Annotated in this window: 20 protein-coding genes; 16 read left to right on the top strand and 4 right to left on the bottom strand. The window is 65.8% G+C overall.

Translation table 11 applies throughout. The features are described from left to right. Window positions 1–44 precede the first annotated feature (44 nt). A complete protein-coding gene (locus ACX3O0_RS07390; protein ID WP_459107297.1) occupies window positions 45–350 on the bottom strand; it encodes a hypothetical protein in 306 nt (101 codons plus the stop codon). Between the two features lie 88 nt (window positions 351–438). Here ACX3O0_RS07390 and ACX3O0_RS07385 point away from each other — a divergent pair, with 88 nt between their 5' ends. From ACX3O0_RS07385 to ACX3O0_RS07370, 4 genes are all read left to right on the top strand, one after another. Then, complete coding sequence (locus tag ACX3O0_RS07385) at window positions 439–789, top strand: ArsR/SmtB family transcription factor (protein ID WP_459091544.1); 351 nt, start codon at window positions 439–441, stop codon at window positions 787–789. Further along, a complete protein-coding gene (locus ACX3O0_RS07380) occupies window positions 786–2,438 on the top strand; it encodes a SulP family inorganic anion transporter (protein WP_459107296.1) in 1,653 nt (550 codons plus the stop codon). The genes ACX3O0_RS07385 and ACX3O0_RS07380 overlap by 4 nt, the downstream gene beginning before the upstream one ends. 3 nt (window positions 2,439–2,441) lie before the next feature. Next, entirely contained in the window at window positions 2,442–3,371 is a 930-nt protein-coding gene (locus ACX3O0_RS07375) for an aldo/keto reductase (RefSeq protein WP_459107295.1), read from the top strand. Between the two features lie 169 nt (window positions 3,372–3,540). Beyond that, on the top strand, window positions 3,541–4,572 hold the full coding sequence (locus ACX3O0_RS07370; RefSeq protein ID WP_459107294.1) for an aldo/keto reductase: 1,032 nt from the start codon (window positions 3,541–3,543) through the stop codon (window positions 4,570–4,572). A gap of 12 nt (window positions 4,573–4,584) precedes the next feature. On the opposite strand, the gene ACX3O0_RS07365 is transcribed toward ACX3O0_RS07370, so the two are convergent. Beyond that, window positions 4,585–5,259 carry a TetR/AcrR family transcriptional regulator gene (locus ACX3O0_RS07365; protein WP_459107293.1) on the bottom strand — a complete coding sequence of 225 codons (675 nt, stop codon included), beginning with the start codon at window positions 5,257–5,259 and terminating at the stop codon, window positions 4,585–4,587. 340 nt (window positions 5,260–5,599) lie between these two features. Here ACX3O0_RS07365 and ACX3O0_RS07360 point away from each other — a divergent pair, with 340 nt between their 5' ends. The 9 genes from ACX3O0_RS07360 (at window position 5,600) to ACX3O0_RS07320 (ending at window position 13,252) form a co-directional block, all read left to right on the top strand. Continuing rightward, a complete protein-coding gene (locus tag ACX3O0_RS07360; protein WP_459091554.1) occupies window positions 5,600–6,940 on the top strand; it encodes a M16 family metallopeptidase in 1,341 nt (446 codons plus the stop codon). A 13-nt stretch (window positions 6,941–6,953) separates the two neighbouring features. Further along, window positions 6,954–7,556: a histidine phosphatase family protein gene (locus ACX3O0_RS07355; RefSeq protein WP_459091556.1), complete on the top strand. Its 603-nt coding sequence runs from the start codon at window positions 6,954–6,956 to the stop codon at window positions 7,554–7,556. 36 nt (window positions 7,557–7,592) lie between these two features. After that, window positions 7,593–8,345 carry a 4-hydroxy-tetrahydrodipicolinate reductase gene (dapB, locus tag ACX3O0_RS07350; protein WP_459107292.1) on the top strand — a complete coding sequence of 251 codons (753 nt, stop codon included), beginning with the start codon at window positions 7,593–7,595 and terminating at the stop codon, window positions 8,343–8,345. After that, a complete protein-coding gene (locus ACX3O0_RS07345; protein WP_459107291.1) occupies window positions 8,342–8,788 on the top strand; it encodes a hypothetical protein in 447 nt (148 codons plus the stop codon). The genes dapB and ACX3O0_RS07345 overlap by 4 nt, the downstream gene beginning before the upstream one ends. 61 nt (window positions 8,789–8,849) lie before the next feature. Continuing rightward, a complete protein-coding gene (locus ACX3O0_RS07340) occupies window positions 8,850–9,653 on the top strand; it encodes a thymidylate synthase (protein ID WP_459107290.1) in 804 nt (267 codons plus the stop codon). Beyond that, the gene (locus tag ACX3O0_RS07335; RefSeq protein WP_459107289.1) at window positions 9,650–10,165 is read left to right on the top strand and encodes a dihydrofolate reductase; all 516 of its coding nucleotides are present in this window, start codon (window positions 9,650–9,652) and stop codon (window positions 10,163–10,165) included. Before ACX3O0_RS07340 ends, ACX3O0_RS07335 begins: the two co-directional genes overlap by 4 nt. Window positions 10,166–10,177: 12 nt before the next feature. Further along, window positions 10,178–10,474 carry a hypothetical protein gene (locus tag ACX3O0_RS07330; RefSeq protein ID WP_459107288.1) on the top strand — a complete coding sequence of 99 codons (297 nt, stop codon included), beginning with the start codon at window positions 10,178–10,180 and terminating at the stop codon, window positions 10,472–10,474. Between the two features lie 29 nt (window positions 10,475–10,503). Further along, the gene (gene dapA / locus ACX3O0_RS07325) at window positions 10,504–11,484 is read left to right on the top strand and encodes a 4-hydroxy-tetrahydrodipicolinate synthase (protein ID WP_459107287.1); all 981 of its coding nucleotides are present in this window, start codon (window positions 10,504–10,506) and stop codon (window positions 11,482–11,484) included. Between the two features lie 91 nt (window positions 11,485–11,575). After that, window positions 11,576–13,252 (top strand): ribonuclease J, encoded by a 1,677-nt coding sequence (locus tag ACX3O0_RS07320; RefSeq protein WP_459091570.1) that lies wholly within the window; start codon window positions 11,576–11,578, stop codon window positions 13,250–13,252. Window positions 13,253–13,340: 88 nt separating this feature from the next. Here the strand turns inward: ACX3O0_RS07320 and ACX3O0_RS07315 are convergent, their stop codons facing one another. Together ACX3O0_RS07315 and ACX3O0_RS07310 are read right to left on the bottom strand one after the other, a co-directional pair. Beyond that, window positions 13,341–14,177 carry an SDR family NAD(P)-dependent oxidoreductase gene (locus ACX3O0_RS07315; RefSeq protein WP_459091572.1) on the bottom strand — a complete coding sequence of 279 codons (837 nt, stop codon included), beginning with the start codon at window positions 14,175–14,177 and terminating at the stop codon, window positions 13,341–13,343. Further along, window positions 14,174–14,758 (bottom strand): hypothetical protein, encoded by a 585-nt coding sequence (locus ACX3O0_RS07310; protein ID WP_459091574.1) that lies wholly within the window; start codon window positions 14,756–14,758, stop codon window positions 14,174–14,176. The genes ACX3O0_RS07315 and ACX3O0_RS07310 overlap by 4 nt, the downstream gene beginning before the upstream one ends. Window positions 14,759–14,879: 121 nt before the next feature. Between ACX3O0_RS07310 and ACX3O0_RS07305 the strand changes: the two genes are divergently transcribed. Genes ACX3O0_RS07305 through ACX3O0_RS07295 form a run of 3 tightly spaced genes read left to right on the top strand, consistent with a single transcriptional unit; the run spans window position 14,880 to window position 17,799 of the window. Beyond that, entirely contained in the window at window positions 14,880–15,860 is a 981-nt protein-coding gene (locus ACX3O0_RS07305; protein ID WP_459107286.1) for an efflux RND transporter periplasmic adaptor subunit, read from the top strand. Beyond that, window positions 15,857–16,582 (top strand): ABC transporter ATP-binding protein, encoded by a 726-nt coding sequence (locus ACX3O0_RS07300; RefSeq protein ID WP_459107285.1) that lies wholly within the window; start codon window positions 15,857–15,859, stop codon window positions 16,580–16,582. Before ACX3O0_RS07305 ends, ACX3O0_RS07300 begins: the two co-directional genes overlap by 4 nt. Next, the gene (locus ACX3O0_RS07295) at window positions 16,582–17,799 is read left to right on the top strand and encodes an ABC transporter permease (protein ID WP_459107284.1); all 1,218 of its coding nucleotides are present in this window, start codon (window positions 16,582–16,584) and stop codon (window positions 17,797–17,799) included. The genes ACX3O0_RS07300 and ACX3O0_RS07295 overlap by 1 nt, the downstream gene beginning before the upstream one ends. The last annotated feature ends 21 nt before the right edge of the window (window positions 17,800–17,820 follow it).

Here is a 17,820-nt window from a genome sequence, read left to right as displayed (position 1 = left end):
TCCCCTCGGGGGTGGGCCCTTTTGCTTGCCTGGACCGCTGCGCGTCAGGCCGCGTAAACCATGATGATGGCGACCGTCATGAACGTGATGGCAATGCCGATGGTGAGGATGGCGAGGCTCCACAGCCGTACCCGTGGCGCCCGCACGCCGTACCTGATGGCCAGCATGGCCAGGTAGGCAACGACGATGATCACCATGCCGGTGACGGATGCGCCGAGAGGCTCCAGGTCCCGCATGAGCCACAGCAGGATCAGGCTCAACAACGCGATGATCCCCGCCACGACCAGCCAGATGCCTCCGGATGCCGTGGTCAGGGCCGGTTGCTTGGTTACCTTCTGCGATTCGGACACCCTTCAACCGTGCCACTATCGACCCGGCAATGCCAGCGGGTCTTCTCGACTATTTAACAAATTATAGGAATAGTTATATAGTTGGAGGATGGTCGAATCGTCCCTTCCCATCGCGCAGGTCAAGGCTGAACTGTTCCGGGCGCTTGCCCACCCGGTCCGCGTGAGGGCGCTTGAGCTGTTGGTGCAGGCCGAGCGGTCGGTCGGGGAGTTGGCGGCGGCGCTCGACGTCGACCTCTCGCACTTGTCTCAGCAGCTCGCCGTATTGCGTCGATCCGACGTCGTGGTCACCCGGCGCGACGGCAACACGATCTACTACTCGGTGCAGAACCCCGGCATCGCCGCACTGCTGGCCACCGCACGCGAGTTGATCGTTGCTTCACTTCAGACCTCGAGTTCCCTCCTTGCCGCACTCGAGGTCGGCGAAGAGCAGAAGCAGTGAGACGACGACTCGGGGCCCAGGCACATTTTCTCGTCGGCCTGCTGCCGGGGAAGGCGGACTTCGCGCGAGCGCGTCAGGCGCCGGGGCGAGACCTCCTTGCCGGCCTCACCGTCGCCATCGTCGCGCTACCACTTGCCCTCGCATTCGGAGCGGCATCCGGGCTCAGTGCCCAGGCGGGCATCACCACAGCGGTGATCGCCGGCATCATCGCCGCCGTTTTCGGCGGCAGCAATGTGCAGATCTCCGGGCCAACCGGTGCGATGACTGTCGTGCTCATCCCGGTGGTGCACCAGTTCGGCGCGGCCGGACTGTTGCAGGTGGGGCTGATGGCCGGCGTGATCCTGATCGGGCTCTCCGTCTCACGACTCGGACGGTACGTGCGGTACCTGCCGACCTCTCTGGTGGAGGGGTTCACCGCGGGCATCGCCGTGGTCATCGCCCTGCAACAGGTACCGAACATGCTCGGCGTTGCTGCTGGCGACCAGGCCCAGGTGTGGGCAGTGGCGGCCGACGCGGTCATCCGCTACCTGGCCGACCCGGATCCGGTGCCACTGCTCATCGCGCTCGGCGTTGCAGCGGTTATCCTCCTGGGTGCCAGATGGAAGCCATCAATTCCGCTCTCACTGGTCGCGGTGGCGATCGCCACGGCGCTGACACAGTGGTTGAATTTCGATCTCGAGATCATCGGAAACCTTCCGGCTGGGATCCCGGCGGCGGATGCGGGCTTCTTCGACCCGAACCTCCTGGCCGCGCTCCTGCCGTCGGCATTCGCGATTGCGGCCCTGGCAGCCCTCGAGAGCCTCCTGAGCGCGACGGTCGCCGATGGAATGACGGTGGGTGAGCACCACAACCCCGACCGCGAGTTGCTCGGGCAGGGGCTGGCGAACCTGGTCGTCCCATTCTTCGGCGGGGTCCCGGCCACGGCGGCGATCGCCAGGACTGCGGTCAACGTGCGGAGCGGGGCGCGGTCGAGGCTCGCATCCGTCAGCCACTCGGTTATCCTCCTGGTGTTCGTCATGGTGGCAGCTCCGGTGGTCGGCGCCATCCCGATGGCGGCGCTCGGCGGGGTGCTGCTGGCGGTGACCATCCAGATGGTGCAGGTGGGCGCGATCCGCAGCATCCTCGGATCGACGCGAGGTGACGCCATTGTGCTGGTGCTCACCTTCGGCGTGACCGTGGCGATCGACCTGGTGACGGCGGTGGTGGTCGGTCTCATCGTCGCTGCCCTCCTGGCCCTCCGGTCGGTGTCGCGGGCGGCCTACCTGGAGCAGGTGCCGTTGGATGAAGGGGGCAGGGCGGGTGAGCCGCTCGAGCGCGACATCATCGCATTCCGCCTGGACGGGCCGCTGTTCTTCGGGGCAGCCCATCGCTTCCTTCTGGAACTCACCCAGGTGACGGATGTCTCGGTCATCATCCTGAGAATGAGTCGCGTGAGTACTATCGACGCCACCGGCGCGGCCATGCTCGATGATGCCATTTCGCGTCTCGAACGGCGGGGGATCATCGTGCTACTCTCCGGTATCCGTCCCGGTCATGGGCGGGTATTGACAGCACTCGGCGCGCTGAGCCGGCTGGAGAACGCGGGGAGGGTTTTCAGTGACACACCGGAAGCCATTGCACATGCTCGCAGCATCGACCGAGGTCGGTGATCGGTGAACGTCCGACTGCGCAAGGTACCGGGGACCGACATCGCAGTGCACCCATTCGCCGTCGATGGCAGCGTTTTCGGGTGGGCGTCCGGCGTCGAGGAGACTGCCAGAATCCTCGACGCGATGGCGGGCTATGGCGGCAACCTGGTGAGCACAGCCGACCACTATGCGGGGGGCCGCAGCGAAGTCATGATCGGCGCCTGGCTCGCTGGTCTATCCGACCGCAGTCGAGTGGTGCTCTCCACGAAGATCGGCCGGCACCCGGATTCACCCGGGCTGTCCGCCCGGAATGTGGTGCGCGCGACGGAAGCGTCACTGCAGCGGCTGGAGACCGACTACGTCGACTTCCTGACGCTGGATGGGATCGATGAGGCGACGCCGATAGATGAGACGCTCGAGGCGATTGACATGCTCCGGCGCTCCGGCAAGGTGCGGTACTTGGCGGTGAGCAGGTATCCGGCGGCCAGGCTTCGCGACATCAATGAACTTGCCGACACCGCCGTTTACCCACCGGTCAGGCTGATCTCGGTCGCGTACAACCTGATGCAGCGCACAGAGTTCGAAGGCGAATTGGCACCCGTCGTCGATGAGCTCGGCATCGGCGTCGTGGCCAGGCTTCCACTGGCGGGCGGTTTCCTCTCCGGCGGTTTCCGAACCAAGGAGGACCAGCCGTCGTCCCCGCTCTTCGAAGCAGCACTGGACCACGTCGGCAAGGTGGGCACGAGGGTGCTGCATGCGATCGACGAGGTGGCGACCGAGCAGGATGAGTCCGCTGGGCGCATCGCGATCGCCTGGGCCCTGACGAAACCCGCGGTGATGGCGACGGCGATCCAGGTGAAGAGCGCTGAGCAGCTGCTCGAGCTGGCCGGGCAGGGCGAGATCGCTCTCACCCGCCACCAGGTTTCCATCCTCGACCGCGCCTCCGAGCGCTGAGCCTCGAGAAAAGTAACGATTCGCCAATTCCGCGTACACAACGCGGTACCGCGGACTACTCTCGCCATTAATGACGAGTGCTCACCCGAAGCGATCGTCGTGCCAGTCCAGCGAATGGCCACCCGACGGTTACCCCGGGCACTCTGCTAGATAACGAAGCGAGGGTGCTGTGGATTCAAAGCCGACCGAACCGCGCCTGCAGGCGGTCAGCACACTGACCGCACCAACACCGCTGCTGCCGAACGCCGTACTCCCGGCCTCGCAGTCGCCGCACGGGCTCGACTTGTGGGGCAGGCGCCTGGGGCAGTCGGCGCTGCACCTGTTCCCGCTCGCCCTGGGGTCCGGAACTTTCGGTCGGTCGGTGGATGATCGCGGCGCAGCAAGCGTCATCGAACGGTTCATCGACCTGGGTGGCAACTTCATCGATGCAACGGGTTCGCACGAAGACGCACGAGCGGAACGTGCGGTGGGCAACTGGAAGAGAAGACGGAGTCGGCACACCGGGGTGATGGTCGGGACGACTGTCGGGGACCACCAGGATCTGTCCCAGGACCCGACGCGGACCATTGTTCAGGAAGTGGATGCATCACTCATCCGGCTGAAGGCGGATCATCTGGACCTCTTGTCCATTCGGCTGGATGCGCGCTCGCCGGCTGACGAGGTGCTGGTTGCAGTCGACGACCTCGTCCGGGCAGGCAAGGTGCGTTACGCCGCAGCCTCCGCCCCAACGGCAGACCAGTTGATCGAGGCCCGCGTTATCGCCGCACAGTCGGAGATATCGCCGCTGGTGGCGATCCAGGGCGGGTACAGCCTTACCCATCGCGCGCTGTACGAGCCCGAGGTCGCGCGCATCGCGGCCCTTCAGCAGACCGGGTTCATGCCGCGCCAGCCGCTGTCTGGTGGTGTACTTGCCGGGAGGCCGCACACCAAGCACGAGGTGGCTCGACTGAGGAGGCAGGGCATCGAGACTTCCCTGCCACCGAAGCGCTGGCCGGCACTGATCACCGCGCTGGGGAGCATCGGCGCAGAACTGGGCGTGACGATGCCAGCGGTCGCGGTGGCCTGGTTATTGACCAGGCCGAATGTGACGGCGCCGATCGTCAGCGTGAGTAGCCCGGACCAGGTGGACGACGTCATGGCAGCCGTCAGGCTTCAACTCACCCGGCAGCAGACATCGGAACTCGACCGCCTTTCGCGGTGAGGCACGCTCAGATCAGTTGCCTGTTTCGCGTGCACCTGATTCACGCAGCAGGCGGCTGACGCACCGTTGCAGGGCTGCGGTTGCCGCGATCGGGTCGCTGGCGTATCCGCCCGACATGGTGCCGTCGCGAAGCAGCATGAATTCGTCTGCCGCGTCACCCGGCATGGGATGGCCCAGACGCCGGAGCAGGTCTGCCACGAATGCCGTGTACCAGTCCCGGTGTGCGGCGACGACCTCGCGGACCACATGGTGGCCGTCCGGGAATTCAGTGGCGGCGTTGATGAACGCGCACCCGCGGAATCGGCGGCTGCGCACCTGGTCGACGATGTTGTCGACGATGGCGTGGATGGCGTCCTCGGTGGTGGCCGAGGAGGCGACCAGCTCGCCGAGCAGCTCACGCGCGGTGTCGTGCCGAGCATTGACGTAGCCGACGACCAGGGTCTCCTTGGCGCCGAAGTGCTTGTAGAACGTCGCCTTGGTGACCCGCGATTCGCTGATCAGGCGGTCGACGCCCACCGCGCGGATGCCCTCGTGATAGAACAACTCGTTCGCGGTCGCCATGATCCGGTCTTTGGCGCCCACCCCACCGTGGGGAGCGGCGTCAGGTGCGCCCCCGGATGTACTCGGGGAGTGGCCTCCGGATGCTGCGGGGTCACGCTGTGCGGTGACATTGTCGATAACCGTCACAGCGTGACTCCCTTGGGCAGTTCGGCTAGGTGTTCTCGAGCCGTTTGTCGGTGTCGGTTCGGTACGGGCATACCGTTCCAGGCACCTGCGCGATTCGGGTTCGCGATTTGTTGTACTTTTCGGGTTGTGCGCCCGGTTCGGAGGGGTATCCGACTCGGGCTGGTGCATCCACCTTCGGGTGGTGGAGTTGATTGCTCAACGGTTAGAACTTTAGCATTCGCTTGGGGGACAGACAGAGTTGTTTGTCCTCATAAACGGGGGACAATTTGGGGTCAACGAGGCTCTCGCGGGTGTTCTGACCCGACCAGGAGCACACTTCGGGTGCCCTAGGCTCGGTCTGATGAACGGCGCACCGAAGCTCCCCCTCGACACTCCAGAACTCTCTTTCACGGCATCCGGGGACTCGCTCGTTCGTCGAACCGTGCTCCCCAGCGGGGTCCGCATCCTCACCGAACAGGTCCCGGGCGCACGCAGCGCGACCATCGGTTACTGGGTCGCGGTCGGCTCGCGCGACGAGCATCCGGACACCTACGGTTCGACCCATTTCCTGGAGCACCTGCTGTTCAAGGGCACGGCCAGCCGCAGCGCCCTCGACATCGCGGTCAGCTTCGACGCCGTCGGTGGTGAGCACAACGCCATGACGGCGAAGGAGTACACCTGCTACTACGCCAAAGTGCAGGACAAAGACGTGGCGATGGCGGTCGAGGTGCTCTCCGACATGGTCACCTCATCCCTGCTCGATCGGGACGAATTCGAGAACGAGCGCGGCGTCATCCTGGAAGAGCTGGCGATGGCGGATGACGACCCCACCGATGTCGCGAACGAGCGCCTTTATGAAGTGGTGTTCGGAGCGCATCCGCTCGGTCGCCCCATCGGCGGGAACCCGACAACAATCAATGCCGTGTCGCGGGACGCCGTCTGGGCGCACTATCGGGAGAACTATCGCGCCCAGGACCTCGTGATCACGGTGGCCGGCGCGGTGGAACACGACGCCATCGTCGCGCAGGTCGAGCGGTCACTGCTGAGCGCAGGGTGGGACCTCTCGGTGGAAGCGTCGCCGGTCGCCCGCCGCGAAGCCGGGCAGGACCTGTTCAGTCAGGGCGGCGACCTGGTGGTCGTCCAGCGGCCCATCGAGCAGGCGAACCTCCTGATCGGCGTCCCGGGACTGGCCGCGACAGACTCCCGGCGCAACACCCTGTCGGTGCTCAACTCGATCCTCGGCGGCGGGATGTCCTCCCGCCTCTTCCAGGAGATCCGCGAGCGGCGCGGGCTCGCATACTCCGTCTACTCGTTCTCGCCCAGCTACTCGGATGCCGGGATGTTCGGCATGTATGCCGGATGCTCGCCGTCAAAGGCCGCCCAGGTCGCCGAGCTCATGATCGACGAGTTCCGCCGCCTCGGCAAGCACGGCGTCAGCGACGACGAGATGAAGCGCGCCGTCGGGCAGATGGGAGGAGCATCCGCCCTCGCCCTGGAAGACTCGGACACCCGCATGTCCCGGCTGGGGCGCGCCGAGATCACCCTCGGCGAATTCATCGACCTCGATGAAACCCTCCGTCGGCTGTCCCTGGTGACAGCCCGCGAAGTGCAGGACCTGGCCACCGAGTTGGCCGCCCACCCGATCTCGATGGCAGCAGTTGGTAGCGTCGAGGAAAGCACCCTTGCCGCGTTCAGCGGCTGAAACCAGGACAACGATGTCTCATTTCCTTTACTTGGTTCGCCACGGCGAGCAGCAGGACGCCCAACACGGCTTGCCGGACGGCCCGCTTTCACCGCGGGGAACCCGGCAGGCGAAGCTGATCGCGGATCGGCTGAGCGGCGTCCCCTTCACTGGTGTGTGGCACTCGCCCCTGCAGCGCGCCGCTGCCACCGCGGGTATCGTCACCGAGAGCCTCACGGCTGTGCAATCCATTCCGTCGGCCCTTCTCTTCGACTGCATCCCCTCCGGCCCGACGCCCGACATGCCTGCCGGTTTCCAGTCCTTCTTCGGGTCGGTGACCGAGGCTCAGATCGAGGCTGGCAAGGCCCAGATGACGGATGCGGTCTCCGAGTGGATGACACCATCGATCGAAGACCGGCACTCCCTGCTGATCACGCACAATTTCGTGATCGGCTGGTTCGTCCGGGAGGTCTTCGAGGCACCGGCCTGGCGCTGGATGGGCATCAACCAGGCGAACTGCGGCCTCACGATCATCCGCGTCCGGTCGGTCAAGTCACCGGAGCTGGTGACCCACAACGACCTCGGACACCTTCCGGTCGAACTCCGAACGGGCATGCCGGTCGACCAGCCCTATTGACCCGAGCCGCGCCCTGCCCTTGGTAGATTGGAGCCCATGACAACCACGGTCGCCGTCGCCGGCGCGACAGGAACCATGGGCAGGCTGGCGTCGAGGCTCATCGGCGATTCAGCGGACTTCGAGGTGGTCGCGTCGCTGTCGTCCACCAGTGAGCTCAGTGACCTGGACGGCGCCGACCTCGTCGTCGACTTCACGCATCCTGCGGTCAGCCCGCGGGTTGTCGAGCATGCCATCACCGCGGGCATGAATGTGCTCGTGGGCACCTCTGGCTGGTCCAGCGAGCGCATCGTCTCGCTCCGCCGAACGCTCGAGGGCTCTCCGGAGGTCGGCGTGGTCATCATCCCGAACTTCTCCCTGGGTTCTGCGCTGGTCAGCGCGTTCTCCGCAATGGCCGCCCGCTTCTACGACTCGATCGAGATCATCGAGGCACACCACGCAGGCAAGGTCGATTCGCCGTCCGGCACAGCCGTGCGCACCGCTGAACTCATCGGGCTCGCCCGCGCATCGCTCGGCCCGGTAGCCGCGCCGCACACCGACCAGCGCGCTCGCGGCCAGCAGGTGTCGAGCGTTCCGATCCACAGCGTGCGGATGAGCGGGGTGATCGCCAGGCAGGACGTCATGTTCGGCGCCGCCGGAGAGCTCGTAACCCTGCGCCACGAGACCACGTCGCCGCAGTCGTATGAAGCCGGAATCCTTCTCGGCCTGGCCGCAGCAAGGGACGCACGCGGGGTGGTTGTCGGGCTGGAATCGCTGATCGACCTGACCCCAGGACGGACCAGCGACCGATGAGCACCAAGCTGGGCGTCATCGTCATGTCCGCGCTGTTATTGCTCTACCTGGTGGCGGTTGCGCAGTTGTCCTTCAGCCTGATCTCGGCGGACGACCTGCTGGCCAGGAGCGTCGGCGTTGCGCTGCTGGTGCTTCCCCTGATCGGCGCCTGGGCGATGGTTGCAGAACTGGCGTTCGGGTTGCGCAGCGAGAAGCTGGCGGACCGGCTGGGTGACGAGGGCGAACTGCCCGTCGACGACCTGCCCAAGCGCAGCAGCGGTCGCCCGGAGCGTGCGGCCGCCGACGCCGAATTCCCGCATTACCGCAGCGAGGTCGAAGAGCATCCGGATGATTGGCGTGCCTGGTTCAGGCTCGGGCTGGCCTACGATGCCAGCGGTGATCGCCGTCGTGCTCGGCATTCGATCCGGCGGGCGATCGCGTTGGAACGGCAGAGCCGGAGCTGATCGCGGTCGGGCCCGGCGCCGCTGGGCTCTTCGTCGGCGGCCCGGCGGTAATGTGGGACCTGTGACCATTGCGACGCCTTATGAAGACCTCCTCCGTGACACGCTGGCCAACGGAGTGCAGAAGTCCGACCGCACCGGAACCGGCACGAGGAGCGTCTTCGGCCGCCAGCTGCGCTTCAACCTCGCTGAGGGTTTCCCGCTGATCACCACGAAGCGGGTGCACTTCAAGTCGATCGCCTATGAGCTGTTGTGGTTCCTGCGCGGTGAGAGCAACGTCGGCTGGTTGCGCGAGAACGGCGTCACCATCTGGGACGAGTGGGCGGATGCCGCTGGCGAGTTGGGCCCCGTGTACGGCGTGCAGTGGAGATCCTGGCCGACCCCGAGCGGCGAGCAGATCGACCAGGTCAGCGAGGTCATCGAGGCCATCAAGCAGACACCGGACTCGCGTCGCCTTATCGTTTCGGCCTGGAACCCGGCAGACATCCCGAACATGGCGCTCGCTCCGTGCCATGCGTTCTTCCAGTTCTATGTCGCGGACGGCAAGCTGTCCTGCCAGCTCTACCAGCGCAGCGCCGACCTCTTCCTCGGGGTCCCGTTCAACATCGCCAGCTACGCCCTGCTGACCCATCTGGTCGCAGCCCAGACCGGGCTCGAGGTCGGCGACTTCGTGTGGACCGGCGGAGACTGCCACATCTACGACAACCACGTCGAGCAGGTCACCGAGCAGCTCACCCGCACGCCATACCCGGCTCCGACGCTGCGCATCACTACGGAGCGCGACAGCATCTTCGACTACACCTTCGAGGACTTCCAGGTCGAGGGTTACCAGCATCATCCGGCCATCCGCGCCGCCGTAGCCGTATGACGCAGCCGGGCGTAGGCCTGATCTGGGCCGAGTCCGAGGGCGGGATCATCGGCAGCGATGGCGCCCTGCCCTGGCACGTGCCGGAAGACCTGGCACATTTCAAGGAACTGACACTCGGCAGTCCCGTGGTCATGGGGCGCAAGTCGTGGGACGCCCTCCCCGAGCGGTTCCGGCCGCTGCCGGGCAGGCGCAACATCGTGGTCACCCGAAACCCGGACTGGCGAGCGGATGGCGCCGAGGTCGCGTACTCGGTCGAGCAGGCCATCACGCTGGCAGCGGGGGAGCCCGAAGCAGGCACGGTCTGGGTGATCGGCGGCGCTCAGGTCTTCGCGTCCGCGATCGACCGGGCAGACCGCCTCGAGGTGACGCAGATTCGCGACTGGTTCGACGGCGACACGACGGCCCCAGCCATCGACGAGTCCTGGCGCCAGGTCTCGACTGAGCCGGAAAGCGGATGGCACGCCTCCCGAACCGGGATCCAGTACCGCTACCTCAGCTACGCCCGGCGGTAGTGGCCCCCACAAATGAATGACCAGCCCACGGCGGCCCAGGTCCGTCCTCGTAACCCGTACATCGGTTTCGCCTTCTCCGCCACGTGGCTCCTCGTGGCGGTGTTCGGCATCGTCGTTCTTCTGCTCGATGGCGAAAGGGTGGTGAGCGGAGAGGTCCTGATAGTCGTGATCCTGGGATCCGAGTCGGCTTCCCCTGTTGGGTTTTCCGCAATGCTCATGATCCTGACGCTCCTGGGGATGGCAGGTGCCACCCTGATGTCGGTCGGCTTGCGGGGTAACGCTGCATTCCGCCGAAGGCGGAGCAGGTAGTACGCGCTTACGGCGACCGGTAACCTGTAATGGTGTCGAGTCGCGAGAATCCATTCGGCCAGGTGCTTGTCGCCCTGGTCACGCCTTTTTCCGCTGACGGCGAAGTCGACTGGGCAGACGTCGAGAAGCACATCGATGACGTGATCAACGCCGGCGCCGACGGCATCGTTGTCACCGGTACCACCGGCGAGACCAGCACGCTGACCGACCCGGAGAAGCTCAAGCTCGTCGAGGTCGCTGTATCTGTCGCCGCCGGGCGGGCCAAGGTCATCACCGGGGGCGGATCGAACGAGACCGCCCACGCGATCGAGCTCTACCAGGCGAGCGAGAAGGCCGGCGCCGACGGCGTCATGATCGTTACGCCCTACTACAACAAGCCGACCCAGGCCGGCGTTCTCACCCACTTCCGCATGATTGCGGATGCCACGGACCTTCCGGTCATCCTGTACGACATCCCCGGCCGCACCGGGATCCCGATCAAGTACGAGACGATCCTGCGTGCGGCCAAGCATCCGAACATCCGCGCGGTGAAGGATGCGAAGGGCGACTTCAGCGAGGTCAGCCGCGTGCTCAACCAGACCGACCTCCTCTATTTCTCCGGCGACGACGCCAACGTGCTGCCCCACCTCGCAATCGGTGCAAGTGGCCTGGTCGGAGTCACGGCGAACATCGCGGCGACCCCGTACCGGCACATCGTCGATGCGGTCAACGCCGGCGACCTGGCCACCGCGACGGCGGCTCACCAGGCGCTCGAACCCCTGGTGCGCGCGGTCATGACCCACGTGCCCGGCACGGTCGCGGCGAAGTACATCCTCCACGGGCTCGGCAGGATCGGATCACCGCGCGTACGGCTTCCCCTGGTCGGCCCGGAAGACGCCGAAGCGGCGATGATCGAAGACGAGCTCGCCCTCGTCGGTGACATCGCAGGACTCGACCTCAGCAACTTCCGCCCGGATCGCAACGCCGCTGCGGGCGGGGCGCTGCCGAAGATCGCCGGCACCACCCGCTGAGTCCCGAGTGGGCACAGTGCGGACTACAACTTAAACCGAGGGCTAACGGCCCTACCAATACGGCCACCCGGCCGAAACAGCACAGGATGCCATGAACTCTCCTATTTTCGATCCAGCCCCGCTGCTCCCCGGAACCCTCCGCGTCATCCCGATCGGCGGCCTCGGCGAGATCGGGCGCAACATGACGTCGTACGAGATCGATGGCAAGATCCTGATCATCGACTGCGGCGTGCTCTTCCCTGAAGAGACCCAGCCCGGCGTCGACCTGATCCTCCCCGACTTCTCGCCGATCAGGGACCGCCTGGACGACGTGGTGGGCATCGTGCTCACCCACGGACATGAAGACCACATCGGGGCTGTGCCCTACCTGCTGAGGCTCCGCCAGGACATCCCGCTGATCGGCTCCAACCTCACGCTCGCGCTCATCGAGGCGAAGCTGAAGGAACACCGCATCACCCCGTATACGCTGAGCGTGAAAGAGGGCCAGCACGAGAAGCTCGGCCCGTTCGACCTCGAATTCGTCGCGGTCAACCACTCGATCCCGGATGCCCTGGCCGTCGCGGTGAAGACCACTGCCGGCCTGGTCCTGCACACCGGTGACTTCAAGATGGACCAGCTGCCGCTGGACGACCGCATCACCGACCTGCGCGCATTCGCCAGGCTGGGGGAGGCCGGCGTCGACCTGTTCCTGCCGGACTCCACCAACGCCGACGTTCCGGGCTTCACCTCGCCCGAGCGGAACATCGGCCCGGTACTCGAAGCCGTGATCGCCAAGGCTCCGCGTCGCGTCATCGTCGCCAGCTTCTCCAGCCACGTTCACCGGGTACAACAGGTGCTGGATGCCGCGCAGGCAAATGGCCGCCGCGTCGCCTTCATGGGCCGCTCGATGGTCCGTAATATGGGAATCGCCGCCGACCTCGGCTACCTGAAGGTGCCGGTGGGCATCCTCATCGACGCCAAGAAGGCCGCCGACCTGCCGGATGACCGCATCGTCTACATGAGCACCGGTTCGCAGGGCGAGCCGATGGCCGTCCTCGCCCGCATGGCGAATGGGGAGCACCAGATCGAGGTCGGCAAGGGCGACACCGTCATCCTCGCCTCAAGCCTGATCCCCGGCAACGAGAACGCGGTGTACCGCGTGATCAACGGACTGACCAAGCTGGGCGCCAATGTCGTTCACAAGGGCAACGCGAAGGTGCATGTCTCCGGTCACGCCAGCGCCGGCGAGCTCCTGTACTGCTACAACATCCTGAAGCCGAAGAACGTGCTGCCGGTGCACGGTGAATACCGCCACCTCGTCGCCAACCAGCAATTGGCGATCCAGACGGGCGTTCCGGAAGAGAACACCATCATCGCCGAAGATGGTACCGTCATCGACCTGCGTGATGGTCAGGCCACCGTCGTGGGCCAGCTGGACCTCGGCTTCGTCTACGTGGACGGCTCGACTGTCGGCGAGATCACGGATGCCGACCTGAAGGATCGCCGTATCCTCGCCGAGGAGGGCTTCATCTCCATCTTCGTCGCCATCGACGCCCAGACCGGAAGGGTGATCGTCGGTCCGGAGGTGCAGGCACGCGGGTTCGCCGAGGACGAGCAGGTATTCGAGGCGGTCAAGCCGATGATCATCAAGGCACTGACCGAGGCGGCCGAGAACGGCACCAGCGACACGCACGCCTTCAGCCAGGTGATCCGACGCACTGTCGGGCGCTGGGTGAACACGCAGCACCGGCGTCGTCCGATGATCGTGCCAGTCGTGATCGAAGCGTAGCCGCAGAACAATGAGCCGCGGAGCGAACTAGCCACAGAGCAGAGGGGCTGTCGCAGGTTTCCCTGCGACAGCCCATCACCGCGGAAGGCTAGCTGCGCGCCTGGAAGTCGGTCGCCGCTTGGGCTGCGATCCCGGCGAAGCCGCTCTGGGTGACCGCAGTTGCGCCGCCGTCCACCGACAGCGTCACGCCGGTGATGAACGATGACGAGTCGCTGGCGAGGAACACAGCGGCCTCCGCGATATCCTCCGGCCGGCCCACTCGGCCAATCGGCTGGCTGTCCGCCAGGCGCTCACTGAGCAGTGCTTCGAACTCCTCGGCGTTCTCCGCAGGAATCCCGAACGAGCGCGCCATAATCGGGGTCATGATTATCCCGGGCGCGATGGCGTTCGAGCGGATGCCCAGCGGAGCCAGCTCTACTGTCGCCTGGCGCACGACCCCGACCACCGCATGCTTGGCGATGGTGTAGCCGGCCGACGACCAGCCACCCTGGATGGCTGCGGCGCTCGCCGTGGAAATGATGGATCCGCCCGTGCCCTGCTTCTGGAACTGCCGCGCGGCATGTTTGTGCCCGGAGACGACCGACCGGGTCAGGAGTCCGAGCGTCTTGTCGAACCCGTCAGCGCTCAGGTCCACCAGAGAGGCAGGATCGCCCGCCGCGCCGGCGTTGTTGAACATGACGTCGAGCTTGCCGAACTTCTCGACCGCGGTGGCGACCAATTTCTCGACCGCCGCGTCGTCCGTGACATCCGTGTGGATGTAGACCAGATTGCCCTGATGCTTGTTCTCGAGCGCTGCGCCCAGGTCGTCCTGAATGTCGCCGACCACGACCCTCGCGCCCTCGGCTACGAAGAGCTCGGCGCTTGCCAGTCCGATTCCGCTGGTTCCGCCGGTGATGATCGCGACTTTGTCCGTGAGCTTATTCATGGGGTCCTGCCTTTCTTTGATTGCCGCAGCGGGTTGCTTGTTGCCGCGGCGAGAACTGAAGAGAATGTTGCGAATGGATCGGCTCCGTGCTGCACCATGATTTCGAGGCTGATGAGCATCGACGAGACGAAGATGGTGGCTGCCGCCCTCGCCTGGATGCTGTCGGCCGGAACCGCGAGCCGGTCGGCGATCGCCGGTCGCGTGGTGGCCTCGCCGTCGTGTACGGACTGGAGTACAACCGCCCACATGCCCTGATCACGGAAGATGAGCGGGAACAGCTTGCGGGTCTGCTCCTCCCGCGCTCCACCGAACGCTTCGCGGAATGCTTGCTCCAGCGATTGCTCGACTGACAGGTCCACTGATTCGCGGATGCTCGCGGCCATCACCGCGCCGGCCCGGTCGAGCAGCGGCCGGATGGTGTCCCGCTTGCGCGGGAAGAGCCGATAGAACGTGCGCTCGGCAGTCCCGATCCGCTTGGCGATCTCCGCGGCCACCAGGTCGGTGCTGCCGAACTGGATGTATAACTGCGCACAGTCTTCGGATGCCCGGAGGGCCGCCGCGGCCTGTCGTTGAGTCACCATGGCTCAAGTGTATCAAAAGTGGCAGAAACTGCCACTTGTGAACGGCAACTCATCCTCCAGGTTGATGAGGATGTGTCCGGTGCGCCGATAGGGTTCTCCTAAACCGACAAGAGGGGCACCTGTGGGCGTGTGGCGCAAATGGATCTTTCCGATCATCCGGATCATTATTTTTGCGGCCATCGCTGCAGCGTTGGTGAAGATCGCGTTCTTCGGTGATGTTGCCCAGACCAGCGATCCGGAAGTGCCCACGGCGACCATCACCGAGCCGCAGATCCCGATCGCCCTCGGCACCATCCAGAACGACGTCGTGCTCAAGGGCACCGTTGCGGCGGATGAGGCCGTTGAGGTCAAGGCGACGGCTCCCGGCGTGCTGCGAACCATCAACGCCGGGGCGGGCGCCTGGGTTGAAGCCGGTGCCGAACTCTTCGTCATCCGTGAGCAGGTGATGCGTGACGACGGCACATCCTGGCTACGCGATATCAAGGTGGCGGCGCCCGTGTCCGGCACCCTCTCCTCCGTGACGATGATCGTCGGGCAATCCACCACGATCGGTGAGGCGATTGCCAAGATCGCACCGCCCAGTTTCCACATTTCGGCAACGCTGGCACCGGAACAGCAGTATCGCCTCCTCAACCAGCCGACCGAAGCCCAGGTGCAGGTGCTCGGCGGCCCGGCACCATTCACCTGTACGGGCCTGACCATCTCGAGCGCGCTTGCCGGTGCAGTCTCAGCTGGCGGGGATACCGCCTCCGGTACCACGCTCCGCTGTGCGGTGCCCGCCGAGGTTCGCGTCTTCTCGGGCCTCGGGGCCGAGGTCACCATCGCCGGTGGCATCGCGGAGAACGTGCTCACCGCACCGATCACCGCGGTCGAGGGCACCAGTGAGACCGGCAACGTCTATGTCGTGCTCCCCGATGGAGCGACCGAACTGCGCCCGGTGGCCCTGGGGCTCAACGACGGGATTTCAGTCGAGATCAAGGAGGGCGTGGTTGAGGGCGACCTCATCCTGCAATTCGTGCCGGGCGCCGTGGAGGTTCCCGGTGGCATGGAGGAGGGCTGCTACTCGATTCCCGGGGGGATGGCCTGCGGGATGGGCGGATGAGCCTCCTCCACCTCGAGGCGGTGACCCGGTCGGTCGAGCTTCCGGATGCCCCCGACCTCCACATCCTCAAGGGAGTCGACCTGGAGGTGGCCGTCGGCGACCACGTCTCGATCGTCGGGCGAAGCGGCTCAGGCAAGACCACGCTGCTGAACCTTCTCGGGTTGCTCGACACCCCGACGTCGGGGCGGATCATCTTCGACGACAAGCCGGTCTCCTCGCTGGGGGCCAGGGCCCGCGACCGGGCCCGCGGCACCGACATCGGCTTCATCTTCCAGCAGTTCAACCTGCTGCCAGGACGCACCGCCCTCGAGAATGTGGTCACTCCGCTCCTCTATGCGACGGGCAGGCAGTTCTGGCGGCGTCGCCAACTGGCGGCGGAGATGCTGGAGCGCGTTGGGCTGGGGGAGCGCATGACCTCCATGCCCGAGAAGCTGTCGGGGGGAGAGCAGCAACGGGTGGCGATCGCCCGTGCGTTGGTGCGCGGGCCACGCCTGATCCTGGCGGATGAGCCGACCGGCGCCCTGGACATCGAAACCGGAGCGTCCATCATGGCACTGGTCGACGAGGTGGCCGAGCAATCGGGTGCCGCACTCATCACCATCACCCACGACGCCAACGTCGCCGCCCTGGCGCGGCGCCACTACCGTCTCGATCAGGGAGTGCTCGCACCTGTCGACGTCAGCCGCGTGCTGGCCATGGCCGCCCCGGAGGTTTCGCTGTGATGCGGATGCTCACCGGCCTGGTCGGCGCCGTTGACGAGGCCTGGGCAGAGTTGCGCATCCACAAGACGAGGGTGCTGCTGAGCCTCATCGGTGTCGGTGTCGCCGTCACCGCGATCACCACGGTGGTGGGACTCGGCGGGATGGTGCAGCAGTCGACTACGGAGAGCATGGAGCGCGGCAGCGGTCGCCCAGCGACCCTGAACATCTCCGCGTTCAACCCCGAGAGTGGCATGCCGGCCGGCGGACCGGAGCTTCGGGACGCGTTCGAGACGGTGGTCGAGCGTTATGAGATCGGGCATGCCGGGGCGAACCGCTGGATGCAGCTGAGCGCGCAATTCGTCGACGGCGTTGGCCCGCTCGAGGTGCAGGGGGTCGATGTCTCCTATGGAACGATGCACCGCGTCCAGCTGAGTGACGGCGAGTGGTTCACCGACCGGGATGAGAATCGGCTCGCGCCTGCGCTGGTGGTCAACTCATTGCTGATGGAGCGGTTGGGGTCTCCGGAGCTGAGCACGCACCCCACCATCGAGCTCGTGGGCGACACCGCCGTGACCGCGGTGATCATCGGCGTCATCCCGTCGTCGCAGTACGACGCTGCCCGCGGGTACATCCTCAACTCGGCATACGAACGGGTGACAACGCCGGCGGTCGTCGCCGCGAACCCGCCGAACTACGAAATGTGGGTTCCGCCGGAGCTGTCCGACCAACTGACACCGCTGATCCAGCGGGATGTCGCCGGCGCCCTGGGCGAAGGGTTCCAGGTCGACGTCAACCGCCACGACTACGCGGCGTGGGGCGGCGAGGACCCGCTGCTTCCGATGAAGTTGCTGATCGGCGGGATTGCGGCGCTCGTACTGCTGCTGGGAGCACTCGGCCTGGTCAACATCTCGCTCGTGACCGTCCGGCAGCGCATTCGGGAGATCGGCATCCGCCGCAGTTTCGGCGCGACGGCCGGGCGGGTCTTCTTCTCGGTGATGATGGAAAGCGTGGTCGCATCATTCGCGGCCGGAGTGATCGGGGTGATTGCGGCGATCCTCATCGTGACCAACCCCTGGGTACTGCAGCAATTGGCGCAGGGGCTCATGGACATTCCGCCGTTCCCGATCGAGGCGGCGTTGATCGGGCTGGGTGCGGCGACCGCGGTTGGAGCGCTCGCCGGGCTGCTCCCGGCAATCGTGGCCGTGCGGGTGAAGGTGATCGACGCCATCCGCTTCTGACCTGAGCACAGACACGCTACC

The organism is Homoserinimonas sp. A447 (assembly GCF_054489325.1).
The sequence above is the reverse complement of the archived record's forward strand: the minus strand, read 5'-3'. Positions and strand labels throughout refer to the sequence as shown.